Origin of the sequence: Streptomyces sp. NPDC057271 (genome assembly GCF_042668715.1) — a bacterium.
Lineage (GTDB): Bacteria > Actinomycetota > Actinomycetes > Streptomycetales > Streptomycetaceae > Streptomyces.
Genome location: NZ_JBHUYJ010000096.1, coordinates 1 through 24,653, shown reverse-complemented (window position 1 = coordinate 24,653; position 24,653 = coordinate 1). Strand labels below are relative to the sequence as shown.

The following is a 24,653-nucleotide window of genomic DNA, read 5'->3' as shown; positions in this document are numbered from 1 at the left end:
AGGCGCCGAAGATCCAACCCCTGCTGAACCGTCACTTCCCTTGCGGGGCAAGGGAGGCGAGGGGGTGAGCGCAGGTGGTTGGCGACGTCCGTCGGCGAATACCCGGTCGGGTGACGCCCCGTACGGGCGTCCGGCTAGGTCGTGTCGTCAAAGTCCCGTCAGCCCGGCGGCGCTACTTTGACGACGCTCCCTAGCGCGCGAGCCGGATGCGAACCGTTCCTTCACCGGCCGCGTCGGCCGTCCTCGTCCACGCGCCCGCCGAGTCGCCCGCCCGCCAGACCTTGTCCGCGTACGCCACTTCCACGATCCGCAGATCCTCCGCGCGCGCCACGGCCCAGTGCGCGAGCTCCCAGCCGCGCCGGACGTCGGACCCGGTGGTCGCGAGGACCGGCACGGTCACCACGGCGGAGGAGGAGCCGACGCTCGTCCTCGCGCTGCCGCCCGCCGTCGTCCGGGGCGCCGCCTTCTCGCCGAAGGCCCGTACCAGCTCCGCCCTCAGCTTCGCCGGATCGCCCGCGGCGCCGTCCCGTGCCGGGTCCGTCATACAGCGGAGGGCGGCGGCCGAGCGGCCCGTCAGCGCGGCCGAGAGGAGCGTCGCGTCCGGCTCGTGCTTCGCGTACGCCTGCGGGAAGCCGCTGCGCTGCACCTTCTGCGCCGCCACGGTCAGCGGGAGCCGCGAATAGCCGGGAACCTCCGCGAGACCTTCGTAGAACTTCCCCGAGGAGTACACCGGATCCATGATCTGCTCCGGCGTCCCCCAGCCCATGGACGGGCGCTGCTGGAACAGCCCGAGGGAGTCCCGGTCGCCGTACCGGATGTTGCGCAGCGCGGACTCCTGGAGCGCCGTCGCCAGAGCGATCGTGACCGCGCGCTCCGGCATCCGGCGCGTGGTGCCCACGGCCGAGACGGTCGCGGCGTTCGACGCCTGCTCCAGGGTGAACTCGTACGTGTTCTGGCCACTGCCGACGGTGCACCGGGGGGCGCCCTTGGAGCCCGTCGACTGGTGCACGGCCACGTAGGCGATCAGACCGCAGAGCGCGACGAAGGCGGCCGTGAACCTGGCGGCACGGCCTTTACGGGGGGTGCGGGGGGAACGGCTGGGCTCGGACACGGGGCCCACCGTACTGGAGGCCGGGTTAGGGTCGGCACATGGCTGACAACGCTCCCCTCGACCTCACGCTGGACGGCCCCGCGCTCACCGCCGCGCTCGTCGACTTCCCCTCGGTCAGCGGGACCGAGAAGCCGCTCGCCGACGCGATCGAGCAGGCGCTGCGACCCCTGTCGCACCTCACCGTCGACCGGTACGGCAACAACGTCGTCGCCCGCACCCGACTCGGCCACGGGGAGCGCGTGATCCTCGCCGGACACATCGACACGGTGCCGATCGCCGATAACGTGCCCTCGCGGCTCGACGAGAACGGCATCCTGTGGGGCTGCGGCACCTCCGACATGAAGTCGGGCGTCGCCGTCCAGCTCAGGATCGCCGCCACCGTCCCCGAGCCCAACCGCGACCTCACCTTCGTCTTCTACGACCAGGAGGAGGTCGCCGCCCACCTCAACGGCCTCGGGAAGGTCGCCGAGGCACACCCGGACTGGCTGGAGGGCGACTTCGCGGTCCTCCTCGAAGGGTCGAACGCCGAGGTCGAGGGCGGCTGCCAGGGCACGCTCCGCGTCCTCCTGCGCACGGAGGGCGAGCGTGCCCATTCCGCGCGCTCCTGGATGGGCTCCAACGCCATCCACGCCGCGGCCCCGATCCTCGCCCGCCTCGCCGCGTACGAGCCGCGCAGGCCGGTCATCGACGGCCTGGAGTACCACGAGGGCCTCAACGCGGTACGGATCGAGGCCGGCGTCGCCAACAACGTCATCCCCGACGCCTGCACCGTCGTCGTCAACTACCGCTACGCGCCCGACCTCACCCCGGAGGAGGCCGAGGCGCACGTCCGCGAGGTCTTCGCCGACTGCGGCGTCACCGAGTTCGTCGTCGACGACCACAGCGGAGGCGCCCTGCCCGGCCTCTCCCACCCGGCCGCCGAGGCGTTCATGAAGGCGGTCGGCGGCACGGCCCACCCCAAGTTCGGCTGGACCGACGTGGCACGCTTCAGCGCCCTCGGCGTCCCCGCCGTCAACTACGGGCCCGGAGACCCGATCTACGCGCACAAGGTGGACGAGCACGTCGTCGTCGAGCGGATCGTCCAGTGCGAGGAACGTCTCCGCGACTGGCTCACCGCGTGACAGCCGCCATTCGGCCATTTGTCACGTCCGTGGACCTACCCTGACCGAATCAGAAGATCAGAGGATCGGCGGAGGGAGCAGACCATGGGTGTCCCCGAGGGAGGGTCGAAGCCGGAGGAGCAGCGGTTGGGTCCGGTGCTGAGGCGTCGGGATCAGGTCCAGTCCGGCACCACCGATCAGCGTCTGCTGGACAGCGAGGGCGACTCGGAGTGGGTGCACACGGACCCCTGGCGGGTCATGCGCATCCAGTCCGAGTTCGTGGAGGGCTTCGGCGCGCTCGCCGAACTGCCGAGCGCGATCAGCGTCTTCGGCTCGGCCCGCACGTTGCCGGACTCGCCGGAGTACGAGGCGGGCGTACGGCTCGGGCGCGCGCTGGTCGAGGCCGGCTTCGCGGTGATCACGGGCGGCGGTCCGGGCGCGATGGAGGCGGCGAACAAGGGTGCGCGGGAGGCCCAGGGCGTCTCGGTGGGCCTCGGGATCGAGCTCCCCTTCGAGCAGGGGCTCAACCCGCACGTCGACATCGGCGTGAACTTCCGCTACTTCTTCGTCCGCAAGACGATGTTCGTGAAGTACGCCCAGGGCTTCGTGGTCCTCCCGGGCGGCCTCGGCACCCTGGACGAGCTCTTCGAGGCGCTCACCCTGGTCCAGACCCGCAAGGTGACCCGCTTCCCGATCGTGCTCTTCGGCACGGAGTACTGGAAGGGCCTCGTCGACTGGCTCCGTGACTCGGTGGTCGCGGGAGGCAAGGCCTCCGAGCGGGACCTTCTGCTCTTCCACGTGACGGACGACGTGGACGAGGCGGTGGCCCTGGTGTCCAAGGAGACGAGCCGGTAGGAGAGACGAGCCTCGCCGGCGATCGAGGGGCGGGGTCCGGGGCGGAGCCCCGGTTCGGGAAGGGGCGGGGAAAGAGCCCGCCGCGGGCGCCCCGCCCCTTCCGTACCTACGCCGGCCCCCGCCGTGCGACGGCAGGCGCCGGTCCCGCCCCTTCCGTGCCTACGCCAGCCCCCGCCGTGCGACGGCAGGCGCCCGATGCCCGGCGATGGACGCCACCATGTCGAGGACCTGGCGCGTCTCGGCCACCTCGTGCACGCGGTACACCTGCGCCCCGAGCCACGCGGAGACGGCCGTCGTCGCCAACGTCCCGAGCACCCGCTCCTTCACCGGCCGGTCCAGCGTCTCCCCCACGAAGTCCTTGTTGGACAACGAGACGAGCACCGGCCAGCCCGTCTCCGTCATCTCGCCGAGCCGCCGGGTCGCCTCCAGGCTGTGGCGCGTGTTCTTCCCGAAGTCGTGGCCCGGGTCGATCATGATCCCGTCCCGCCGCACCCCGAGTCCGACCGCCCGCTCGGCCAGCCCGACGGTCACACGCAGGATGTCGGCCATCACGTCCTCGTACGTGATCCGGTGCGGCCGGGTCCGCGGCTCCGCCCCGCCCGCGTGGGTGCAGACGAGCCCGGCGCCGTACCGCGCCGCGACCTCCGCGAGCCGCGGATCCACCCCGCCCCACGCGTCGTTGAGGACGTCCGCGCCTGCCTCGCAGACCGCCTCGCCGACGTCCGCGCGCCAGGTGTCGACGCTGATGACGACGTCCGGGTGCCGGCGCCGTACCTCCGCGACGAAGCCGACCGTGCGCCGCGCCTCCTCCTCGGCCGAGACCTCCTCGCCCGGACCCGCCTTCACCCCGCCGATGTCGATGATGGCGGCGCCCTCGGCCACCGCCTGCTCGACACGGGCGAGAGCGGGCTCGTCGCGGAAGGTGGCGCCCTGGTCGTAGAAGGAATCCGGGGTCCGGTTCACGATCGCCATGATCACCGGCTCGTGCGGCCCGAATTCACGCCGTCCCAAGCGCAGCATCCCTTTTGTCCTCCCTCGCGTCCGTTCGCTGCGACCCTAACTGTCGGCGGCGCATGGCACGATCGACCACGGGACGAAATCCACTCCGGGGAGAGGCGCGCTGGTGTTCTGGTTTTTGCTGATCGCGATGGTCGTGGTCGTCGCTGCGGTCACCCTCGCGGTGGTCGGCGGGGGCGACAGCGAGGTGCTGCCCGAGGTGGCGCCCGAGCAACTGGTCGACCCGCTGCCGGCGGCCCGCCCGGTGGACCGCGACGACGTCGAGGCGCTCCGGCTGCCGGTGACCGCGCGGGGGTACCGCATGGCCGACGTGGACGACGTCCTGGGACGCCTGGGCGCGGAGCTCGCGGAGCGGGACGCCCGGATCGCGGAGCTGGAGGCGGCGCTGGCGGCGGGGCCCGGCAGACCCGGCCCGTCGTCCGGTGGCCCCTCCCTCCGCAAGGACGAGGGCGAGGGCCGGTGACCGGCGAGGCCGTGCCCGGCCCGGACGGGCGCCTGCGCTGCCCCTGGGGCCTGTCGACCGAGGACTACGTCACGTACCACGACGAGGAGTGGGGACGTCCGGTCCACGGTGACGACGCGCTTTTTGAGCGGCTCTGCCTGGAGGCGTTCCAGTCCGGTCTCTCCTGGATCACGATCCTGCGCCGCCGTGAGGGCTTCCGGCGGGCCTTCGCCGGCTTCGAGATCGCCTCGGTCGCGCGGTTCGACGAGGCGGACCGGGAGCGGCTCCTCGTCGACGCGGGCATCATTCGCAACCGCGCGAAGATCGACGCGACGATGGCCAACGCCAAGGCCCTGGCGGAGTGGGCCCCCGGCGAGCTGGACGCCCTGATCTGGTCCTACGCCCCCGAGCCGGCGTCCCGCCCCGCCCCCCTGTCGGTCACCGACGTCCCGGCGGTGACCGACGAGTCGACGGCTCTGTCCAAGGCCCTGAAGAAGCGCGGTCTGCGCTTCATCGGCCCGACGACGGCGTACGCCCTGATGCAGGCCTGCGGCCTCGTGGACGATCACCTCGCGAACTGCGTGAGCCGGGGCACGCGCTAGAAGCCCGATGAGGATCTCGGGTTCCGGCCCCGCCGTGTCAGTGGCGGGGCCGGACTCGTCGGTGGGGCTCAAGGGCGCCCCGGGGCATGCCGTCAACCGGTCGTGCGGATGAGGGCGGCCCCTAGCGGCCGACGTACTTCGGCTTCTCCTTCGCCAGGAAGGCCTGGACCGCGATCGTGTGGTCCTCGGAGGCGCCCGCCGCCGTCTGGAGCTCGTCCTCCTTCTCCAGGGCCTCGGACAGCGAGTGGTCCGCGCCGTACGCCAGGGAGGCCTTCAGCGCCGCGTAGGACACCGTCGGGCCCTCGGCCAGGGTGCGGGCGATCTTCAGGGCCTCGTCGGCCAGGTCGGCCGCCGGGACCAGCTTGTTCACGATGCCGAGCTCGTACGCCTCATGGGCGCTGATCGAGCGCGGGAAGAGCAGCAGGTCGGAGGCGCGGCTCGCGCCGATCAGCCGGGGCAGCGTCCAGGACACGCCGGAGTCGGCGGTGAGCGCCACCCCCGCGAAGGAGGTGTTGAACGCGGCCGTGTCCGCGACGACCCGGTAGTCCGCCGCCAGCGCGAAGCCGAAGCCGGCCCCCGCCGCGACCCCGTTCACGCCCGCCACGACCGGCTTCCTCATTCCGGTCAGCGCCCTGACGATCGGGTTGTAGTGGTCCCGGACGGTGTTCATGGTCGCCTGCGAGCCGGTCTCCTTGTCCGTCATCAGCAGGCCCACGTGCTCCTTCAGGTCCTGGCCCACGCAGAAGGCCCGGTCGCCCGCCGCGGTGAGCAGTACCGCCCGTACGGCGGTGTCCGCGGCGGCGGCTTCCGCCGCGTCCCGCAGGGCGACCTTGGCCTCCACGTTCATCGCGTTCATGGCCTCGGGCCGGTTGAGCGTGATCGTGGCGAGTCCGTCGGTCACTTCGTACAGCACGGTGTCGGCCATCGGGGCTTCCCTTCGCGTCGTTGCGTCCCTGATGCGCTCAGCATGACGGAGATCACCTGACCCGCACATGTGACCTGCGTCAAAGACCGGCGGCGGACGAGCGGCGAAGTATCGCAGGCCGATCGCCGAAATGAGCGGTTTTGCGGAAGCGCGTTGCGCAAGCGATGCAACCTGATGTTGGTCATCGGGTCCTGTGATGCGGGATAATGACCTGGAAGCAATGTGTTCGATGCCGGTGACGTGTGCTCCCGATCAGGGGCCGTCGGCTGACGAAGAGCTGGTTTCAGGAAGGGGAACAAGCATGGCGGCCATGAAGCCGCGGACGGGCGACGGCCCGCTCGAGGTGACCAAGGAGGGGCGGGGCATCGTCATGCGCGTTCCGCTCGAAGGCGGCGGTCGGCTTGTCGTCGAGCTGACCCCGGACGAGGCCGAAGCACTCGGCGACGCCCTGAAGCAGGTAGTCGGCTGACGCGACAAGCCAGAATTGTCCGCTCCTGCCCCGGCACGGTACCCACCGCGCCGGGGCAGGAGCGTTTCAGGGTGGCTCACGGAACGGCGGGCCGTGCCGTCAGCCGCACCGCACCGCGCAGAGCAGGCCGTCTCCCAGGGGCAGCAGCGCTGGGATCAGCTCCTGGCTCTCCCGGACCGCCCGCAGCAGCTCCCGTATCCGCAGCACCTCGGCCGGCTGCGCCGCCGAGTCCACCGTCCGGCCGTCCGCGAAGACGCCCTCGAAGCAGACCAGACCGCCCGGTCGCAGCAGGCGCAACGATTCAGCGAGGTAGTCCAGGAGCTCCAGCCGGTCGCCGTCGCAGAAGACCAGGTCGTACCCGCCGTCCGCGAGACGCGGCAGCACGTCCAGGGCGCGGCCGGGGATGAAGCGCGCCCGGTTTCCGGCGAAGCCCGCCTCCCGGAAGGCCGTCTTCGCGAACTGCTGGCGCTCGGGCTCCAGGTCCACGGTCGTCAGGACGCCGTCCGGACGCATGCCCTGCAGCAGGTAGATCCCGGACACGCCCGTACCGGTACCGATTTCGGCCACCGCTTTCGCGTCCGCCGTCGCCGCCAGCAGGCGCAGAGCGGCGCCGGTGCCCGGAGACACCGAGGGCAGCCCTGTCTCCCGGGCCCGGTCACGGGCCCAGCGCAGCGCTTCGTCCTCGGCGACAAAGGCGTCGGCGAACGCCCAGCTCGTCTGCCGGTTGGCGGTAATGGCCCTCTCCTGTCCCCGTAGTTGGCGCAACGGTGACTGTATCCGCTGCGCGCGGGAACCCGCAGATGGGACCGCGCGTTCACCAGGGCAGGACGTCGATGAGGGCGACCGGCGACCGGTCCCCAAATTCGCGTAAAGATTCTTATCCGGAGCTAACGGGCGAGGTGGCTATGGTAGGGGCTCCACTGGACACCACCAGAGCCGACAGGGGAGGTGCGGCTGCGCCTGGGGATCGGGGAGGAGTGCTTCGGCGTCTTCTCAGGTCGGCCGGTGAGCCGAAATCCGTGACCGACACCGCTGACCGAATCCACACCGCAGACTCCGCTCCCACCACCGCGACCTTCGCATCGGATGCGGAATCGCAGGCGTGGACTCCGCCCACCTGGGAGGAGATCGTCAGCACGCACAGCGGCCGTGTGTACCGCCTCGCCTACCGGCTGACCGGCAACCAGCACGACGCCGAGGACCTCACCCAGGAGGTCTTCGTCCGCGTCTTCCGCTCGCTGTCGACGTACACGCCGGGCACGTTCGAGGGCTGGCTGCACCGCATCACCACGAACCTCTTCCTCGACATGGTCCGCCGCAAGCAGCGGATCCGTTTCGACGCCCTCGGCGACGACGCGGCCGAGCGGCTGCCCAGCCGCGAGCCCTCCCCCCAGCAGGCGTTCAACGACACGCACTTCGACGCCGACGTCCAGCAGGCCCTCGACACCCTCGCGCCCGAGTTCCGTGCCGCGGTCGTCCTCTGTGACATCGAAGGACTCTCGTACGAGGAGATCGCGGCCACGCTCGGCGTGAAGCTCGGCACGGTCCGCAGCCGTATCCACCGGGGCCGCTCGCACCTGCGCAAGGCGCTCAAGCACCGTTCCCCCGAGGCCCGGGCGGAGCGTGCCCTGGCCGCTGTCGGCTGGGAGGGCGGAACGGCGTGAGCAACAGTCCTGCCGGCCCGACCCCCGCGGAGCAGCACCTCGGGGACCGGCTCGCCGCGCTGGTCGACGGGGAGCTCGGCCACGACGCCCGCGAGCGGGTTCTCGCGCACCTCGCGACCTGTGCCAGATGCAAGGCGGAGGCCGACGCCCAGCGTCGGCTGAAGAGCGTCTTCGCCTCCACCGCACCCCCTCCGCCCTCGGAGGGGCTCCTCGCGCGCCTTCAGGGGTTGCCCGGGGGCCCTCCGGGGAGTGACGACCGTCGGGGGGGACCCTTCGACGAGATCTTCGCCCTGGGCGGCTCCGGCGGTCCCGGCTCGGCCTCCGGCGGTCTCGGCGGAGTGAAGTCAGACGGCTTCGCGACGGCCGGGGCGGTCTCCCCGCACTCCGGTTTCCGTATCCACGCCGTCGGCGGGCGGCCCGATCACGACCGCCCGTCCTGGCGGGGGCGGCGCTTCGGCATCGCGGCCGCCAGCGCGGTCTCGTTCGCCGCGATAGCGCTCGGCGGCGCCCTTCCGCTGGAGACGACGCCGAACATCGGCGCGCGCGGCGAGGGCACGGGTACGAACGCCACCCCGCTGAGGGCCTCCGCCTCCGGCGGCCCGTCCCTCACGGGCCCGCTCCCCGGCACCGGCTCGGGCAGCGGATCCGGTACGGGTGCGACCGTGGGCACGGCCTCCGGCCGCGGCGGGCGTACGGCGGAGCGGGCGGCCGCCGACTCCTCGACCAGGCGCGTCGGCTTCGGATCGGTCACGGGACCGGTGTCCGCCGGGCCCCTGCTGCCGGGTGGCGTGACGCCCACGGAGACCGTCGGGCTCCAGGGCAGGTCCGCGCCGTCCGTGCTCGAACTCTCCCCGTTCGTCCGGCCCACGGGACCGGCCCTGCGCCTGGCGTTCAGGTCCGGGTTCGACCAGCTGAGAGGTCCGGGTGTCACCCCGGCTCCGACCCCGCTCGGGGCCCCGAGTCCGACGACGCCGCCGCTCACCTCCCACCGCTGACCCGGGACCTGGTTGAATCCAGGGCACGAGTGCCCGCCGTGAGGCGGGCACGGACAGGCCAGCTGTTGCGGGGAGAGCATGAACGACGGGAAGCCGACCGGCCAGAAGCCGAAGTGGTGGAGTCGGCCGACGAGTACGCCGCCGGCGGCCATACCGGAACCGGAGGCGCCGGTCGCGGACGAGGGTGACTTCACCCTCGCCGCCCCCGCGACCCCGGAGCCCGCGCCCGCCGCCCCCGCGCCCGCGGAGTCCGCGATGCCGGAGGTCCCGGCCCCGGAGGCCGCGACCCCGGAGGCCGCGCCCGCCGCCGTGCCCGTACCGCAGCAGGCCCAGGCCCAGCCGCAGGACCGGGGCGATGCCCCGGCCCCGGGGCAGCCGGAGGCGCATCCGCAGCCGCAGCCCTTGCACGAGCCCGACGAGTACCGGACCCCGCCGTACGGCGGGCCCGGGCCCTGGGCCCCCGCCCCGCCCGTGCAGCGGCCCGTGGCGACGCCGGCCGCCGCTCCCGTACCGCAGCAGCAGACCGCCCTCCAGCCCCCCGCGCCGCAGCCGGTCGCCCCCCAGCCTGCGGCGCCCCAGCCCCCGGCCCCGCAGCCGGCCGCGACTCAGCCCGCGCAGTGGGTGCAGTACGACCCCTGGGGAGCCCCCGGTGCCCAGGTCGCCCCGCTGACCGTCAGCTCCCTGCCGCCCGTCAGGAGCCGCCGCTCCCGTCGTGGGCGCGCGCTCGCGGCCGCGCTGGTCTTCGCGCTCTTCACCGGCGTCGTCGGCGGCGCGGTCGGCGCGTACGTCGAGCGGAACGGCGGCATCGCGACCGTCGAGCTGCCCCAGGCGGGCGCCGAGGACTCCGGCCGGGCCCCCGACAGTGTGGCGGGGATCGCCGCCAGCGCCCTGCCGAGCGTCGTCACCCTCCACGTCAGCGGCGCTGGCTCCTCCGGCACCGGAACGGGCTTCGTCCTGGACACCCGGGGCCACATCCTCACCAACAACCACGTGGTCGACTCGGCCGCCTCCTCCGGCGAGATCACCGTCACCTTCAGCAGCGGCGAGACCGCGGACGCCAAGCTGGTCGGCAGGGACAGCGGGTACGACCTCGCCGTCGTCAAGGTCAGCGGAGTCTCGGGCCTCAAGCCCCTGCCGCTCGGCAACTCGGACAACGTCCGCGTCGGCGACCCCGTCGTCGCCATCGGCGCCCCCTTCGACCTCCAGAACACCGTCACCTCCGGCATCATCAGCGCCAAGGAGCGCCCCATCACGGCGGGCGGCGAGAAGGGCGACGGCAGCGACGTCAGCTATGTCGACGCCCTGCAGACCGACGCCCCGATAAACCCGGGCAATTCCGGCGGCCCGCTGGTCGACTCCAAGGCCCGCGTCATCGGCATCAACAGCGCGATCCGTGCGGCCGGCGACGGTTCGGGCGGCGACAGCGGCGCCCAGTCCGGTTCCATCGGCCTCGGCTTCGCCATCCCGATCAACCAGGGCAAGCGGGTCGCGGAGGAGCTCATCAACACCGGCAAGGCCACCCACCCCGTCATCGGTGTGAGCCTCGACATGCAGTTCAATGGCGACGGCGCCCGCGTCGGGGAGAAGGGCAAGAACGGCTCGGCCTCGGTCACCCCCGGTGGCCCGGCCGCCAAGGCCGGCGTCCGCGCCGGTGACGTCATCACCAAGGTCGACGGCCAGCGGGTCCACAGCGGCGAGGAGCTGATCGTGAAGATCCGCGCCCACCGCCCCGGCGACCGGCTGGAGCTGACGCTGATGCGGGGTGGCAGAGAACAGACCAAGACGTTGACGCTCGGTTCCTCGCAGGGCAGCTGAACGCCATGTGGGGGACACCGCAAGGTACCCGCCCGGCGGTTTCGGCGGGTACCGTGGAGCGGGCCCCGGACCCCGTGTAAGGAGCAGCAAAGGTGTTCAACGACATCGGCATACTCGAGCTCGTGACGCTCGTGGTCCTCGCCGTACTCGTTTTCGGCCCGGACAAGCTGCCGAAGGTCATCCAGGACGTCTCGCGCTTCATCCGGAAGGTCCGCGAGTTCTCCGAGAGCGCGAAGCACGACATCCGCTCCGAGCTGGGGCCGGAGTTCAAGGACTTCGAGTTCGAGGACCTCAATCCCAAGACGTTCCTGCGCAAGCAGCTGGACGGCAACGAGGACCTCAAGGAACTGAAGGAGCTGCGCAGCAGCTTCGACCTCAAGAAGGAGATGAACGAGGTCGCGGACGCGGTGAACGGGCGCGCGCCGGAGCCGTCCGCCGCTCCCGCCTCGGTCCCCGCGGCGGTCAACGGGTCGGGGTCGCCCGACCTGCTGAAGAAGCAGGACAAGCCGGGCACCGTCGAGCGGCCGCCGTACGACTCCGACGCGACCTGACGACCTGGGCTGACACGACCTGACGCCAACCGGTGGCTATCCTCCATCTGTTGTCCGCCGACGCGGGCATGACGGATCGAGGAGGCGGCCGAGATGGAGACGACGAGTCGGGTGGAGGGAGTGCCCGCAGCCCGGCGTACGGCCGAAGGCTATCTGCGCGCACCCTTCACCTGGTACGGACTCGACGACGCGTTCACCGGACCGCGCTGGCTGATGCAGGTCGGCACGGCGGCGGACGGGACCGTCCAGCACGGTTCGATGGGCCACGGGGACGAGCCGTCCATAAAGTCCGACGCGAGCGGGGCCGAGAAGGAGCGCTTCGCCGTCGTCGTGACGGTCGCGGCGAGCCCGGTGCGCCGGTCGGGGGACGGTACGGGGGTGCTGGACGCGACCACGGTCGCCTCCGCGGCCTGGCTGGCCGGCTCCGGACTCCTGGCGTACACCTGGCCCGCGCAGCTGGACCACGCGCTGCGCGACGACTGGCTGGACCAGCAGACGGAGACGGCGTTCGAGCTCGCGGACGACCTGGCGGGCTCGGAGTGGTCGACGCTGTCGCTGCCGGTGGACGGGGTGCCGGTGCCGTTCCACTATCGGGAGTCGGAGTTCGGCTGGGTGCTGGCCGGGTCCGCGGGCGAGGTGCACATCGGGGCGTACGGGCGTGGCATGAGCGCGTACGGGCTGGGGTTCTCCGGAGTGAAGGACCTGGACGCGTACGCGTAGCCACCGGGCATGACGAAGGGGCGCCGCTCGATGTGAGCGGCGCCCCTTCGGCCTTCAGAACTTGTTGCGAGGGGTGATGCCCAGGCTCATGCCCGAGAGGCCCCTCGCCCGGCCGCCGAGCTTGCCGGCGATGGCGCGGAGCGCAGCGCCCGCGGGGGAGTCCGGGTCGCTCAGGACGACCGGCCTGCCCTCGTCGCCGCCCTCGCGCAGACGGACGTCGATCGGGATGGAGCCGAGGACCGGCACCGTCGCGCCCGTGGTCCTCGTCAGGCCGTCCGCGACCTTCTGGCCGCCGCCCGTACCGAAGACGTCGACCATCTCGTCGCAGTGCGGGCACGGCAGGCCCGACATGTTCTCGACCACGCCGACGATCTTCTGGTGGGTCTGGACGGCGATCGAGCCGGCCCGCTCGGCCACCTCGGCGGCCGCCTGCTGCGGGGTCGTGACGACGAGGATCTCGGCGTTCGGTACGAGCTGGGCCACCGAGATCGCGATGTCGCCCGTGCCCGGGGGCAGGTCGAGGAGCAGGACGTCCAGGTCGCCCCAGTACACGTCCGCGAGGAACTGCTGCAGCGCGCGGTGGAGCATCGGGCCGCGCCACACCACCGGGGCGTTGCCCGGGGTGAACATGCCGATGGAGATGACCTTCACACCGTTCGCCGACGGCGGCATGATCATGTTCTCGACCTGGGTCGGCCGGCCGTCCGCGCCGAGCATGCGGGGCACCGAGTGGCCGTAGATGTCGGCGTCGACGACACCGACCTTGAGCCCGTCCGCCGCCATCGCCGCGGCCAGGTTCACGGTCACGGAGGACTTGCCGACGCCGCCCTTGCCGGAGGCGACCGCGTACACACGGGTCAGCGAGCCGGGCTTGGCGAACGGGACCTCGCGCTCGGCCGTCGTGCCCCGCAGGGCCGAGGCCAGCTCCTTGCGCTGGTCGTCGCTCATCACGTCCAGCGTGACGTCGACGCCGGTGACGCCCTCCACCCCCGCGACCGCGTCCGTGACACGCTGCGTGATCGTGTCGCGCATCGGGCAGCCGGAGACGGTGAGATAGACCGTGACGGCGACCCTGCCGTCGGATCCGATCTCCACCGACTTCACCATGCCCAGCTCGGTGATCGGTTTGTTGATCTCGGGGTCGTTCACCGTCGCCAGTGCTTCACGCACCGCGTCTTCCGTAGCCATACGGAGATGGTACGGCGCGGACCACCGGCGCCGGAAAGCCTGTCAGCGGTCGGGTACGTCACTTCCGCGATCGCCGGCGGCGGGGAATAGACCGCGAGGCCCCCGGTGGCCGTCGCTCCGCTCCTCCATCTCCTTGATCAGGTCCTGGATCTCCGAGCGGATCCAGTCGCGGGTCGCGACCTCCCCCAGACCCATCCGCAGCGCCGCGATCTCCCGGGTCAGGTACTCGGTGTCGGCGATGGACCGCTCGTTCTGCTTGCGGTCCTGTTCGAGATTGACCCGGTCCCGGTCGTCCTGACGGTTCTGGGCGAGGAGGATCAGCGGAGCCGCGTACGAGGCCTGGAGCGACAGGGCGAGCGTCAGGAAGATGAACGGGTACTCGTCGAACTTCAGCGACGACGGCGCGAAGATGTTCCACAGCACCCAGACGATGATGGTGATCGTCATCCAGACGATGAACCGGCCCGTCCCCAGGAAGCGCGCGATCCGCTCCGAGACCCGGCCGAAGGCCTCCGGGTCGTACTCCGGCAGCAGCCTGGCCCGTCGCTCGCGCGGGAGGTCGAGCCGGATCCGCGGCATGGAGCGCTCCCGTTCCCGCTCCCTCTCCGGCGCGCGCTCAGGCCCCATGCGCGGCCTCCTCGCCGTGGAACTCGGTCTCCCGCCAGTCCTCCGGCAGCAGATGGTCGAGCACGTCGTCGACGGTGACCGCGCCGAGCAGCGAACCGCTCTCGTCCACCACCGGCGCCGCGACCATGTTGTACGCGGCCAGGTAGCTGGCGACCCCGGGCAGCGGGGTGTCCGGGGGCAGCGGGGGAAGATCGCTGTCCGCCAGCGAGCTGACCAGGGTGAACGGCGGATCGCGCAACAGCCGCTGGAAGTGCACCGTGCCCAGGTACTTCCCCGTCGGCGTCTCGTCCGGTGGCCGGCACACGTACACCTGCGCCGCCAGCGCCGGCGAGAGGTCCTGCTGCCGCACGCGGGCCAGGGCGTCCGCCACCGTGGCGTCCGGCCGCAGCACGATCGGCTCCGTGGTCATCAGACCGCCCGCCGTCCGCTCCTCGTACGCCAGCAGCCGGCGGACGTCCGCCGCGTCGTCGGGCCGCATCAGAGCGAGCAGCCGCTCCTTGTCCTCCTCCGGCAGCTCGGAGAGCAGGTCGGCCGCGTCGTCCGGGTCCATCGCCTCCAGGACGTCCGCGGCGCGCTCCTCCTTGAGCTTGCCGAGGATCTCGATCTGGTCGTCGTCCGGCAGCTCCTCCAGGACGTCGGCCAGCCGGTCGTCGTCGAGGGCGGCGGCGACCTCGGCGCGCCGCTTGGGGGAGAGGTGGTGCAGCACGTTGGCCAGGTCGGCGGGGCGCAGCCGCTCGAAGGTGGCGACCAGGTTCTCCGCGCCCTGCCCCTCCTCCTCCAGGGAGAAGCCGGTCACGGCGGACCACTCCACGGTCAGCGTCTCGCCCTTGCGGCGCAGCGCGCCCGGCTTGCCGCGCCGTACGAAGACCTTGTCGATCTCCCATTCGCGGCGGGCGGGGAGCTGCTGGATGGCGACGTCGAGCACGGTGACGTCCTCGTCCGTGCCGACGAGCCGCACCCGGCGGTCGAGGAGTTCGCCGAGGACGAGCCGCTCGGTGGGCCGCTGCTCGAAGCGGCGCATGTTGACCACGCCCGTCGTGATGACCTGGCCGGACTCGACGCCCGTGATCCGGGTCATCGGGACGAAGACCCGGCGGCGGCTGAGCACCTCGACGACCATGCCGAGCAGCCTGGGCGGACGGCGGCCCACCCGGAGCATGGCGACGAGATCGCTGACCCGCCCCACCTGGTCGCCGTTGGGGTCGAAGACCGGCACACCGGCGAGGTGCGAGACGAAGATCCGGGGGGCGCCTGCCACCATGCCACGCGCCTCCTCGGTGTCGCTCGATTCGGGTCATTGCTGAGGTATGCCGGATTCAGGCTAGCCCGTGCCCATCCGTGGCGCCCCGGCGGAGCGCCCGTACGGCTGCCTGCGGCGACGGCGCGCGACCCGGGTACGCTGCGGTCTGCCGTTTCTCCCACCCACGACGACGAGAGGCAGCGCAGGTGACCGTTCTCCCCACCGCCGCGCGCGTCCCCGCGGCGCGCATCCGTAGGGCCGTCCTGCCGCTGGCGCTCTGCGCCGGTCTCGCGGCCGGACTCACCGGCTGCGCGGAGGATCCCGACGAGGGGACGAACGGGGTCGGGAAGCTGGCTCCGAGCGCGATCGAGGAGAAGGCGCAGTCCGCGGCGGACGGGGCGAAGGCCGTCCGGCTCGCCGGGACGCTGGTCAGCAAGGGCGGAACGTTCAAGCTGAACATGCGCCTCAAGGACGACGGTGCGACCGGCTCGGTCGTGACGAAGAACAGCACGTTCGAGCTGCTGCGGATCGGCGACGCGCTCTACATGAAGGCCGACGCGGCGTTCTGGACGCACGGCGAGGGGGACGACGCCGGCGACGGCGGAGGCAAGGGGTCCGGGACTCCTTCGGAGTCCGACAGCGAGGCCGCCGACAAGCTGCGGGACAAGTACGTCAAGGTGCCGCAGGACGACCCCTCGTACAAGCAGCTGCGCGGCTTCACCGACATGGATCTGCTCCTGGACGGCCTGATCGGCCTGCACGGGGAGGTCGTGAAGGGCGACCGCGACAAGATCGGTGGCATCCGTACGGTCAAGGTCAAGGGCGGCGAGGACGGCGAGGGCGGCACGCTGGACGTCGCCCTGGAGGGAACCCCGTTCCCGCTCCAGTTCGCGCGCGGCGGCGGAGCGGGCGTGGTCGTGCTGTCCGAGTGGGACAAGGACTTCCCGCTGGAGGCCCCGGCGCCCGGCCAGACGCTGGACTACGGCAAGCAGCTGCCGCGTACCTGACCTCCGGGCGCGGTCCCGGGGTCAGCGCTTGCGGCGCTTGAGCAGCAGGCGGGGGAGAGCCGCGGGCACCGGTCGGCGCGTGAGAGCGTCCGAGGGCTGCGGGACCGCCGCGAGCGAGCCCGTCGGAAGGTCCGTCGTGGAGTCCAGCGGGGACAGCCGGAGCACCCGGCACTCCCGCGCCCACCGCTCCGGCATCGCCTCGCCGTCCGTCGCGTTCAGGCGCTTGCCCTTCAGCTCGGCGACCGCCGCGTCCCACTCCTCAGTACCGGGCACCAGCTCGCTCACCGCGGCCGTCCAGGCGACGATGCGGCCGCCCTTGTCCTTGCTGCGGACCGTGACCTCGGCCGTCGAGCCCGCGACGAGCCCCGGGAGCGGCTGCTCGCCCGGACCGTCGCCGACGACGTGCGCCGCGCCCTCGTGCCAGACGTGCCAGAGCGCGCGGGCGGCGGGGGCGTCGCCCTGGGCCCCCCGGACCCAGATGAGGCCGGACTTCTTCGTGGCCTCCTCGACGAGGGCGGGGCCGAGCAGCGTGTCTGTCATGCCCCGCAGCCTATCGAGACCCGGCCGGCGCGCCGGCCAGGCGAGACTTCGACGACAGGGCCTAGAGCCAGCCGTTGCGCTTCAGGGTGCGGTGGATGGCGAAACAGATCGCCGTGATGCCGACGAGCACCATCGGATAGCCGTACTTCCACTCCAGCTCGGGCATGTGCTCGAAGTTCATGCCGTACACACCGCAGACCGCCGTCGGGACGGCGATGATGGCCGCCCAGGAGGTGATCTTGCGCATGTCCTCGTTCTGCGTGACGGTCGCCTGCGCCAGGTTGGCCTGGAGGATCGAGTTGAGCAGCTCGTCGAAGGCGACGACCTGCTCCTGCACGCGCGCGAGGTGGTCGGCGACATCGCGGAAGTACTTCTGGATGTCCGGGTCCACCAGCCGCATCGGGCGCTCGCTCAGCAGCGCCATCGGGCGCAGCAGCGGGGTGACGGCCCGCTTGAACTCCAGTACCTCACGCTTGAGCTGGTAGATCCGTCCGGTGTCCGTGCCGCGCGTGGAGCCCTTCGCCGGAGGCGAGAAGACATCGATCTCGATCTGGTCGATGTCGAGTTCGACGGCGTCGGCGACCGCGATGTAGCCGTCGACGACATGGTCGGCGATCGCGTGCAGCACGGCCGACGGGCCCTTGCTCAGCAGCTCCGGCTCGCCCTGGAGGCGGTGCCGCAGGTTGCGCAGCGAGCCCTGCCCGCCGTGCCGGACGGTGATGACGAAGTCGGGGCCGGTGAAGCACATCACCTCGCCGCTCTCGACGACCTCGCTGGTGGCGGTGAGTTCGGCGTGCTCGACGTAGTGGATCGTCTTGAAGACGGTGAAGATGGTGTCGTCGTACCGCTCCAGCTTCGGCCGCTGGTGGGCGTGGACGGCGTCCTCGACGGCGAGCGGGTGGAGTCCGAACTCGGCCGCGATACCGGCGAATTCGGCCTCGGTCGGCTCGTGCAGACCGATCCAGGCGAAGCCGCCGCTCTCCCGCACCTGGCGCATCGCGCCGCGCGGCGTGAGGCAGGCGCGGTCGTCCACGCGCCGCCCGTCGCGGTAGACCGCGCAGTCGACGACCGCGCTGGAGGCGGACGGGTCGCGGGTCGCGTCGTAGCTCGCGTACGGCGAGGCGCCGCCGGCGGAGGGCTTGCGCAGCGAGGTGCGCAGGGAGGGGCGGACCGCGGCACGCAGGTCCCGGATCATCGACATGGGCATGCTCCTTCACGGAGAAGCCGTCGGCGAGGCGTGGCACAGCCCGGAATGGGGACGTGGAGCTACGTCGTCCGCAAAGCGGGCGGCACCGCGGGACCGCGGTGACGGCGTTCGCTACAGACAGGCAAAGGCGAAGTGCTCTTCCGTCGTGCGAGATGCCGGGTGAGGGTGGGCGGACCGGTTGCGGTAGGCCTCAGATCACCGGGAGGAACGCACCGGGCTCGGGTGCGGGGCGGAAGAGCGGTTGGTACTGCCCGATCGACTTCGATCCACGCAGCCCCACCTCCTCCGGCCGGTCCCCCTTGGGGGATGACGAGTTGGTCGGGAGTACCGACCAGCGGCCAAGACTATCAGCCGACAGAGGGTCAATCCCTTCCACTGCCCGTTTCGTACGCGCTTTATGCTCACCGCATGGGAGAAGTTCTTGCTCTGGTCGAGGCCCGGCTGCGTTCGGCGCTCGGTGAACCGGACGCTCGCGCCGCGGTGACGTTTCTCGGCACGGACCGGATCGAGGTGCTCCGCTTCATCGACGGCGACGTCGTGCGGTACGCCACCCTCGGGATGTCCGCGCAACCGATGACCGACCCGGCGGCCGCTCTCGCCGATCCGGTGAAGGGCCCGCGCGCGGAGCTGGTGCTCTCGGTACGGGCCGGGCTCGCCGACACCGACAAGGTGCTGCGCCCGCTCGCCGTGCTCGCGTCGACACCGCAGGTCGAGGGCGTCGTCGTGGCCGCCGGCGCCTCGCTCGACGTGGGCGAACCCCTCTGGCCCGGGGCCCCGTTCAGCTCGGTGCTCGTCGCGGAGCCGGGCGGGCTGGTGGAGGACCTGGAGCTCGACGACCCGATGGATCCGGTGCGGTTCCTGCCGCTGCTGCCGATGACGTCCAACGAGGCCGCGTGGAAGCGGGTGCACGGGGCGGACGCGCTCCAGGAGCGCTGGCTGACGAACGGCACGGACCTGCGCGACCCGCTGCGGCGGTCGGTGACGCTGGACTGACCGGTGGGGCGTGTGTTGCGGGACGTGCCTGCGCGGTCGGAGGTGCTGGACCGACGGGCGGGGCGTGTGTTGCGGGACGTGCCTGCGCGGTCGGAGGTGCTGGACTGACCGGTGGGGCGTGTGTTGCGGGACGTGCCTGCGCGGCCGGTGACGCTGGACCGACGGGTGGGGCATGGCGTGTATCACTCGGGGTGAACTCGTCGGGCCGGACGGGTGATCGTCCTTGACGCGGGCGCGGCGGAGTAGGACCGTTGGGCTCTATGAGGGGCGAACCCAGTTGCCCGAAGTGCGGTGGCCGGGTCAGGGCGCCCGGTCTTTTTGCCGATTCTTGGCAGTGCGACGTGCATGGTTCGGTGCACCCGCTGCAGCCCGTGATCCCACCCAGCGTCGAGGCCCTCGGTGTCGTGGTGCACCGGGCTCAGGTGCCGGTCTGGATGCCGTGGCCCCTGCCGGTCGGTTGGCTCTTCACCGGGGTCGCGTACGCCGGTGACGATCGCAGCGGGGGTCGTGCGACCGCCGTCGCCTGTTCGGGTCCCGGGCCGTTGGGCGGGATCGGCGAGCTGCTGCTCGTGGCGGAGGAGCTGGGCGTCGGACTCGGAGCGCGGTACGCGGGGATCGACGGGCCGGACCCCGGTGCGGGGATGGCCATCGACAAGCCCGCCCAGACGAAGGTGCTGGCTGCGGGACGGCCCACGCCGCTGTGGCACGTGAGCGGGACCCCGCAGGACCGTGCGGTCTTCGCGGGGGAGGCACGCGGGCTGTGGCTGTGGGCGATCGTGTGGCCGGAGCAGTCGGGACTGCTGATGTACGACGAGCTGGTGCTGACGGACCTGAGGGACGCGGGCGCCGAGGTGGAACTGCTGCCGTGCGGGGCGCTGACACCGCGTCTGCTGTCGTAGCCGTGCCCGTGCCCGGGAGGCCGGGGCCGGGGCGGGTACGGATGCGGCGACGGGCCGGAGCAGGGGCCGGGGCGGGCCGGGTGCGCGGGCGGACGGGTGTGCGCGATGCGCCCGTTATGCTGGAGCGTCCCCTTCGTCCGCCCCTTGAGCTCTGGAGCACCGCGTCGTGCGCATCGACCTGCACACCCACTCCACGGCCTCGGACGGTACGGACACCCCGGCGGAGCTGGTCCGTAACGCGGCGGGCGCCGGACTGGACGTCGTCGCCCTCACGGACCACGACACCACGCGCGGGTACGCGGACGCGATCGCGGCGCTGCCCGGGGGGCTGACACTCGTCACCGGCATGGAGCTGTCCTGCCGGGTGGACGGGGTCGGTCTGCACATGCTCGCGTATCTCTTCGACCCCGAGGAGCCGGCGCTGGCCGCCGAGCGCGAGCTGGTCCGGGACGACCGGGTGCCGCGTGCGCGGGCGATGGTGGACAAGCTCCGGGAGCTAGGCGTCCCGATCACGTGGGAGCAGGTCGCCCGGATCGCGGGAGACGGCTCGGTGGGCCGCCCGCACGTGGCGGAGGCGCTGGTCGAACTCGGCGTCGTACGCTACGTGTCCGGGGCGTTCACGCCGGAGTGGCTGGCGGACGGCGGCCGGGCGTACGTGCGGAAGCACGAGCTCGACCCGTTCGAGGCGATCCGTCTGGTCAAGGCGGCGGGCGGAGTCACGGTCTTCGCGCATCCGGCGGCGGTCAAGCGGGGCGAGGTCGTCCCGGAGTCCGCGATCGCGCGGCTCGCGGAGGCGGGCCTGGACGGCATCGAGGTCGACCACATGGACCACGACGAGGCGACCCGGGCGCGGCTGCGGGGGCTGGCGAAGGAGCTCGGGCTGCTGGCCACGGGGTCCAGCGACTACCACGGCAGCCGGAAGACGTGCGGCCTCGGCGAGTACGTGACGGACCCCGAGATCTACGGCGAGATCACCCGCCGTGCCACGGGAGCCTTCCCGGTCCCCGGCGCCGGCGGACACCACTAGCCGCACCGGGGTCCCCCCGGGGAACCAAGCCCCTGCCTGACGGCCGGGCGCGCCGGTGCCCCTGCCGATCGGACCGGCTCATGCGGAGCCGGCGACCCTGTGCGGCCCGACAGGTGACGGCCCGCAGGGCCACCGGCCACCGGTAGCCCCTGCGGGGATTCCGTACCCGGCCCTGCGCCGACAGGTCTCCTCCGGGAGATCAGGTCCAGGGCGTCTGCCAGGCGCCCCGCGGGCCGTCGGTCCGCGGGGTCACCGGGCGCGGGCGCCCGGCCCGGCCCGAGGCTCTCGGCACGACGTCTACGGTCCGCCCCAGGGAGGCCGCGTTCGACGCCGACACCGAGTCCTCGGCGGGATCCAGCGGGCCCGGCACCCCGGCAGGGTCCGGACCCGGTCAGGTCTCCGGCGCCGGCAGGGGTCCGACCCCGGGAGGCTCGACTCCTGAGGGGGTCGAGGCCCTGGCGGGACCTTGCCCGGTCAGGGTCCGGACCCGGTCAGGTCTCCGGCCCTGGCAGGGGTCCGACCCCGGGAGGCTCGACTCCTGAGGGGGCCGAGGCCCTGTCGGGGGGGGGACCCTCGCCCCGTCGGGACCCTCGCCCCGTCGGGTTTCCGACCCCGTCAGGGATCCGCACCCTGCCGGGTCCGGGTCTCCGCACGGTGGCCGGGCCCGGCCACCGTGCGGGCCTCGTCGCCCCCGGTGCGCATCCGTCAACCACACACCACCCACTCGTACACCCCATCACGCAAGGCACACCGTGTTCGACGTCGCCGTATTCGGCTCGCTGTTTCTGACCCTTTTTGTGATCATGGATCCGCCCGGGATCACCCCGATCTTCCTCGGACTCACCTCCGGCCGCCCCGCCAAGGTGCAGCGGCGCATGGCCTGGCAGGCCGTTGCCGTCGCCTTCGGGGTCATCACCGTCTTCGGCATCCTCGGGCAGCAGATCCTCGCCTATCTCCACGTCTCCGTACCCGCGCTGATGATCGCCGGCGGTCTGCTCCTCCTGCTCATCGCGCTCGACCTCCTCACCGGCAAGACCGACGAGCCCAAGCAGACCAAGGACGTCAACGTCGCCCTCGTCCCCCTCGGCATGCCCCTCCTCGCCGGGCCAGGTGCGATCGTGTCCGTGATCCTCGCCGTGCAGCACGCCGACGGAGTCGGCGCGCAGGTCTCGGTCTGGGCCGCGATCGTCGCCATGCACGTCGTCCTCTGGCTGACCATGCGCTACTCGCTGCTGATCATCCGCGTCATCAAGGACGGCGGCGTCGTGCTCGTGACCCGGCTCGCCGGCATGATGCTCTCCGCCATCGCCGTGCAGCAGATCATCAACGGCGTCACCCAGGTCATCCAGGGGGCGTGACCCGCGGGGCCCCGGTACGCCACTGCGCCCCCGTACGGATTCCGTTTCCACGGAGTCCGTACGGGGGCGCGGTGCGTCTCAGCGGTGCCTGTTATGAGGCCGTGGTCTCGGCCGGGCGGATCCAGATGCGCTGGCCGATCGAAGCGGCCTGCTGCACGATCCGGTTGACGGAGGCGGCGTCCACGACGGTCCTGTCGACAGGCGTGCCGTCGATGTCGTCGAGTCGCAGGATTTCGAAGCGCATGGGCTTCTCCCTTCGTCTGGAGTTGATCCTCCTGTTGGAGAACTGTGGTGCGTGCTACGTAGACATCCAACGGGATGCATCCTGCAAACATTCCCTACGCTAAGGAAATTTTTTGGATGACTAACTACTAAGCGGTAGGGGACGTTGGCGGGAGGCGGTCGATCGGCGGAGAATGAGGCCCGTATGAACGACGCCGAGCTTTCCCCCACGCCGTCCAGCGACCCCGTCCACGACCTGCGCGACCGCTTGGAGCACACCAATGAGCTCCTCCGGCGGATGCTGGCCGAGGTGGCGAAGACCCCCTCGACCCATGCCATCTTCGTCGACGCGGGTTACGTCTACGCTTCGGCCGGGTTGCTGGTGGCGGGCACCGAGGACCGGCGATCCTTCGACCTCGACGCCGAGGGGCTCATCGAGGCCTTCATCGACAAGGCCCGCACGATCTTCGCGGACAGCCGCCTGCTGCGCGTCTACTGGTACGACGGCGCCCGGCGCCGCATCCACACCCCCGAACAGCAGGCCATCGCCGAACTCCCCGACGTCAAGGTCCGGCTCGGCAACCTCAACGCCAACAACCAGCAGAAGGGTGTCGACTCCCTCATCCGGTCCGACCTGGAGTCCCTCGCCCGGCACCGCGCCATCAGCGACGCCGCGCTCGTCGGCGGGGACGAGGACCTCGTCCCCGCCGTGGAGGCCGCCCAGGGCTACGGGGCCCGCGTCCACCTCTGGGGCATCGAGGCCGCCGAGGGGCGCAATCAGGCCGAACCGCTGCTCTGGGAGGTCGACAGCCGCCGCACCTTCGACCTCGACTTCTGCCGCCCGTACGTCACCCGACGCCCCGTCACGACGTACGAGAACGAGGGCGAGCCCCCGCCCTCCCGCGAGGAGGTCCGCTTCGTCGGCGCCCAGATCGCCGCGCTCTGGCTCGCCGAACGCGGTGGCGACGCGATGGCCGAGCTGCTGCCCGGGCACCCGTACCTGCCGGGACCCGTCGACCAGGACCTGCTCATCGAGGCCGAGAAACTCCTCAGCCGTTCGCTCCGCGGCCACGCGGCACTGCGCAGGGCGCTGCGCGACGGCTTCTGGCAGCACCTGCAGACACAGCTCCCGCCGCGGTACTAGCCGACCGCTCCGGCCGCGGTCGCGTCCACGTGGGCCCAGAACGCCACCAGACGCGCCGCCAGCTCCTCCGGGTGCGAGACGTTGGGGGAGTGGCCCGCGCCCGGGACCACCGTGTGGTGCGCGCCCACGCTCGTCGCCGCCGCGGCCAGCCCCGGCACCGGCCAGACCATCTCCTCCGCGCCGTACGCGATGTGCACCGGCAGCGCCAGCGCGGCGAGCCGTGCCGTACCGTCCGGATCGCGCAGCAGCAGCCGCCCCGCGCCCGCCAGTTGGGCGATCCGGGTGCCCATCCAGCGCCGCCGCAGGAACCGTACGATCTCCGGCGGATCGGTGGTTCCCGGCTCCTCGCCCCGGCTGTCCAGCCACCGCGTCGCCAGCCAGACCCGCTCCTTGGGCAGCACGGCGAGCGCACCGCGCAGCGCCCGGACCCTGATCCGCTGCGGGCGGGCGACCCGGCCGGGCCCCGAGGAGAGCAGCGTCAGCGAGCGGAACGCGGTGGGCGCGAGCTCCGCGGCGGCGCGGGCCACCAGTCCGCCGAAGGAGTGGCCGAGCAGATGCACCGGCCCGTCGCCGAGCGCGGCGGCCTGCGCCACCGCGTCGAGGGCGAGGGCGCGGCGACTGTAGGCGTGGCGTCCGCGGGGCCCGGGGGTCTCGTGCTGGCCGCGTCCGTCGACGGCCACGGCGCGGAAGCCGTCCTCGCCGAGCGGGCCGAGCAGGGCGAGGAAGTCCTCCTTGCTGCCGGTGTAGCCGGGCAGCAGCAGCACCGTGCCGCGGGTCTCGCCCGCGGGCGCGGTGTCCAGCACGGCGAAGCCGCCGCGCGTGGTCTCCAGCCGGTAGGCACGGGTGCGGGGCGGCAGCGCCAGGGACCGGGGCTTGCTCATAAGGGGACTGTAACCGCTGTTCAGCGGCGGCAGGACGGCGCAGTGGCCCGGCCC

At 72.1% G+C, this 24,653-nt stretch carries 27 protein-coding genes; 16 read left to right on the top strand and 11 right to left on the bottom strand.

The features are described 5' to 3' along the window. Window positions 1-190: 190 nt before the first annotated feature. Entirely contained in the window at window positions 191-1,111 is a 921-nt protein-coding gene (locus ACFUJR_RS31230) for a hypothetical protein (protein ID WP_383172411.1), read from the bottom strand. Window positions 1,112-1,149: 38 nt separating this feature from the next. Between ACFUJR_RS31230 and dapE the strand changes: the two genes are divergently transcribed. Then, window positions 1,150-2,232: a succinyl-diaminopimelate desuccinylase gene (gene dapE / locus ACFUJR_RS31225; protein WP_383172413.1), complete on the top strand. Its 1,083-nt coding sequence runs from the start codon at window positions 1,150-1,152 to the stop codon at window positions 2,230-2,232. 84 nt (window positions 2,233-2,316) lie between these two features. After that, the gene (locus ACFUJR_RS31220) at window positions 2,317-3,066 is read left to right on the top strand and encodes a TIGR00730 family Rossman fold protein (RefSeq protein ID WP_383172415.1); all 750 of its coding nucleotides are present in this window, start codon (window positions 2,317-2,319) and stop codon (window positions 3,064-3,066) included. A gap of 159 nt (window positions 3,067-3,225) precedes the next feature. Here ACFUJR_RS31220 and folP read toward each other — a convergent pair whose 3' ends face one another. Next, entirely contained in the window at window positions 3,226-4,086 is an 861-nt protein-coding gene (gene folP / locus ACFUJR_RS31215; protein WP_383172417.1) for a dihydropteroate synthase, read from the bottom strand. A 103-nt stretch (window positions 4,087-4,189) separates the two neighbouring features. Between folP and ACFUJR_RS31210 the strand changes: the two genes are divergently transcribed. Together ACFUJR_RS31210 and ACFUJR_RS31205 are read left to right on the top strand one after the other, a co-directional pair. Further along, a complete protein-coding gene (locus ACFUJR_RS31210) occupies window positions 4,190-4,546 on the top strand; it encodes a hypothetical protein (RefSeq protein WP_383172419.1) in 357 nt (118 codons plus the stop codon). Continuing rightward, window positions 4,543-5,127 (top strand): DNA-3-methyladenine glycosylase I, encoded by a 585-nt coding sequence (locus tag ACFUJR_RS31205; protein ID WP_383172421.1) that lies wholly within the window; start codon window positions 4,543-4,545, stop codon window positions 5,125-5,127. Before ACFUJR_RS31210 ends, ACFUJR_RS31205 begins: the two co-directional genes overlap by 4 nt. A 121-nt stretch (window positions 5,128-5,248) precedes the next feature. Here the strand turns inward: ACFUJR_RS31205 and ACFUJR_RS31200 are convergent, their stop codons facing one another. Beyond that, complete coding sequence (locus ACFUJR_RS31200) at window positions 5,249-6,052, bottom strand: enoyl-CoA hydratase/isomerase family protein (protein WP_383172422.1); 804 nt, start codon at window positions 6,050-6,052, stop codon at window positions 5,249-5,251. 301 nt (window positions 6,053-6,353) lie between these two features. Between ACFUJR_RS31200 and ACFUJR_RS31195 the strand changes: the two genes are divergently transcribed. Beyond that, window positions 6,354-6,521 carry a DUF3117 domain-containing protein gene (locus tag ACFUJR_RS31195; RefSeq protein ID WP_006346801.1) on the top strand — a complete coding sequence of 56 codons (168 nt, stop codon included), beginning with the start codon at window positions 6,354-6,356 and terminating at the stop codon, window positions 6,519-6,521. A gap of 99 nt (window positions 6,522-6,620) precedes the next feature. Here ACFUJR_RS31195 and ACFUJR_RS31190 read toward each other — a convergent pair whose 3' ends face one another. Next, complete coding sequence (locus ACFUJR_RS31190; RefSeq protein WP_383172425.1) at window positions 6,621-7,286, bottom strand: O-methyltransferase; 666 nt, start codon at window positions 7,284-7,286, stop codon at window positions 6,621-6,623. A gap of 140 nt (window positions 7,287-7,426) precedes the next feature. On the opposite strand from ACFUJR_RS31190, the gene sigE reads away from it, so the two are divergent. The 5 genes from sigE (at window position 7,427) to ACFUJR_RS31165 (ending at window position 12,266) form a co-directional block, all read left to right on the top strand. Continuing rightward, window positions 7,427-8,185, top strand: a complete 759-nt coding sequence (gene sigE, locus ACFUJR_RS31185) for an RNA polymerase sigma factor SigE (protein ID WP_383172427.1) — start codon at window positions 7,427-7,429, stop codon at window positions 8,183-8,185. Continuing rightward, window positions 8,182-9,180 (top strand): anti-sigma factor family protein, encoded by a 999-nt coding sequence (locus tag ACFUJR_RS31180; RefSeq protein WP_383172429.1) that lies wholly within the window; start codon window positions 8,182-8,184, stop codon window positions 9,178-9,180. The genes sigE and ACFUJR_RS31180 overlap by 4 nt, the downstream gene beginning before the upstream one ends. Window positions 9,181-9,258: 78 nt before the next feature. After that, complete coding sequence (locus ACFUJR_RS31175; RefSeq protein ID WP_383172430.1) at window positions 9,259-10,995, top strand: S1C family serine protease; 1,737 nt, start codon at window positions 9,259-9,261, stop codon at window positions 10,993-10,995. Between the two features lie 92 nt (window positions 10,996-11,087). Further along, a complete protein-coding gene (locus ACFUJR_RS31170) occupies window positions 11,088-11,546 on the top strand; it encodes a sec-independent translocase (RefSeq protein WP_383172431.1) in 459 nt (152 codons plus the stop codon). A gap of 93 nt (window positions 11,547-11,639) precedes the next feature. Beyond that, window positions 11,640-12,266 (top strand): hypothetical protein, encoded by a 627-nt coding sequence (locus ACFUJR_RS31165; RefSeq protein ID WP_383172433.1) that lies wholly within the window; start codon window positions 11,640-11,642, stop codon window positions 12,264-12,266. A 54-nt stretch (window positions 12,267-12,320) separates the two neighbouring features. Here ACFUJR_RS31165 and ACFUJR_RS31160 read toward each other — a convergent pair whose 3' ends face one another. Genes ACFUJR_RS31160 through ACFUJR_RS31150 form a run of 3 tightly spaced genes read right to left on the bottom strand, consistent with a single transcriptional unit; the run spans window position 12,321 to window position 15,342 of the window. Next, complete coding sequence (locus ACFUJR_RS31160; protein ID WP_383172435.1) at window positions 12,321-13,454, bottom strand: Mrp/NBP35 family ATP-binding protein; 1,134 nt, start codon at window positions 13,452-13,454, stop codon at window positions 12,321-12,323. 42 nt (window positions 13,455-13,496) lie between these two features. Beyond that, window positions 13,497-14,081 carry a DUF1003 domain-containing protein gene (locus ACFUJR_RS31155; RefSeq protein WP_383172437.1) on the bottom strand — a complete coding sequence of 195 codons (585 nt, stop codon included), beginning with the start codon at window positions 14,079-14,081 and terminating at the stop codon, window positions 13,497-13,499. Next, window positions 14,071-15,342 (bottom strand): magnesium transporter MgtE N-terminal domain-containing protein, encoded by a 1,272-nt coding sequence (locus ACFUJR_RS31150; RefSeq protein WP_383172439.1) that lies wholly within the window; start codon window positions 15,340-15,342, stop codon window positions 14,071-14,073. Before ACFUJR_RS31150 ends, ACFUJR_RS31155 begins: the two co-directional genes overlap by 11 nt. A gap of 185 nt (window positions 15,343-15,527) precedes the next feature. Here ACFUJR_RS31150 and ACFUJR_RS31145 point away from each other — a divergent pair, with 185 nt between their 5' ends. After that, window positions 15,528-16,328, top strand: coding sequence for a hypothetical protein (locus ACFUJR_RS31145; RefSeq protein ID WP_383172440.1), 801 nt, complete (start codon window positions 15,528-15,530; stop codon window positions 16,326-16,328). A 21-nt stretch (window positions 16,329-16,349) separates the two neighbouring features. Here the strand turns inward: ACFUJR_RS31145 and ACFUJR_RS31140 are convergent, their stop codons facing one another. Beyond that, window positions 16,350-16,868, bottom strand: a complete 519-nt coding sequence (locus ACFUJR_RS31140; RefSeq protein WP_383172442.1) for a hypothetical protein — start codon at window positions 16,866-16,868, stop codon at window positions 16,350-16,352. 61 nt (window positions 16,869-16,929) lie between these two features. Beyond that, window positions 16,930-18,069 carry a magnesium and cobalt transport protein CorA gene (locus tag ACFUJR_RS31135; protein ID WP_383172444.1) on the bottom strand — a complete coding sequence of 380 codons (1,140 nt, stop codon included), beginning with the start codon at window positions 18,067-18,069 and terminating at the stop codon, window positions 16,930-16,932. A 414-nt stretch (window positions 18,070-18,483) separates the two neighbouring features. Between ACFUJR_RS31135 and ACFUJR_RS31130 the strand changes: the two genes are divergently transcribed. The 4 genes from ACFUJR_RS31130 to ACFUJR_RS31115 all read left to right on the top strand — a co-directional run bounded on the left by ACFUJR_RS31130 (window position 18,484) and on the right by ACFUJR_RS31115 (window position 22,352). Beyond that, on the top strand, window positions 18,484-19,068 hold the full coding sequence (locus ACFUJR_RS31130; protein ID WP_383172445.1) for a suppressor of fused domain protein: 585 nt from the start codon (window positions 18,484-18,486) through the stop codon (window positions 19,066-19,068). 260 nt (window positions 19,069-19,328) lie between these two features. Further along, the gene (locus ACFUJR_RS31125) at window positions 19,329-19,967 is read left to right on the top strand and encodes a DUF6758 family protein (RefSeq protein ID WP_383172446.1); all 639 of its coding nucleotides are present in this window, start codon (window positions 19,329-19,331) and stop codon (window positions 19,965-19,967) included. A gap of 166 nt (window positions 19,968-20,133) precedes the next feature. Next, window positions 20,134-20,994: a PHP domain-containing protein gene (locus ACFUJR_RS31120; protein ID WP_383172448.1), complete on the top strand. Its 861-nt coding sequence runs from the start codon at window positions 20,134-20,136 to the stop codon at window positions 20,992-20,994. Between the two features lie 752 nt (window positions 20,995-21,746). Then, the gene (locus tag ACFUJR_RS31115) at window positions 21,747-22,352 is read left to right on the top strand and encodes a MarC family protein (protein ID WP_361436347.1); all 606 of its coding nucleotides are present in this window, start codon (window positions 21,747-21,749) and stop codon (window positions 22,350-22,352) included. 91 nt (window positions 22,353-22,443) lie between these two features. On the opposite strand, the gene ACFUJR_RS31110 is transcribed toward ACFUJR_RS31115, so the two are convergent. After that, entirely contained in the window at window positions 22,444-22,596 is a 153-nt protein-coding gene (locus ACFUJR_RS31110; protein ID WP_128980654.1) for a hypothetical protein, read from the bottom strand. A 183-nt stretch (window positions 22,597-22,779) separates the two neighbouring features. On the opposite strand from ACFUJR_RS31110, the gene ACFUJR_RS31105 reads away from it, so the two are divergent. Beyond that, window positions 22,780-23,718, top strand: a complete 939-nt coding sequence (locus tag ACFUJR_RS31105; RefSeq protein ID WP_383172450.1) for an NYN domain-containing protein — start codon at window positions 22,780-22,782, stop codon at window positions 23,716-23,718. Here the strand turns inward: ACFUJR_RS31105 and ACFUJR_RS31100 are convergent. After that, window positions 23,715-24,599, bottom strand: coding sequence for an alpha/beta fold hydrolase (locus ACFUJR_RS31100; protein ID WP_383172452.1), 885 nt, complete (start codon window positions 24,597-24,599; stop codon window positions 23,715-23,717). The genes ACFUJR_RS31105 and ACFUJR_RS31100 overlap by 4 nt on opposite strands. Between the last annotated feature and the right edge of the window lie 54 nt (window positions 24,600-24,653).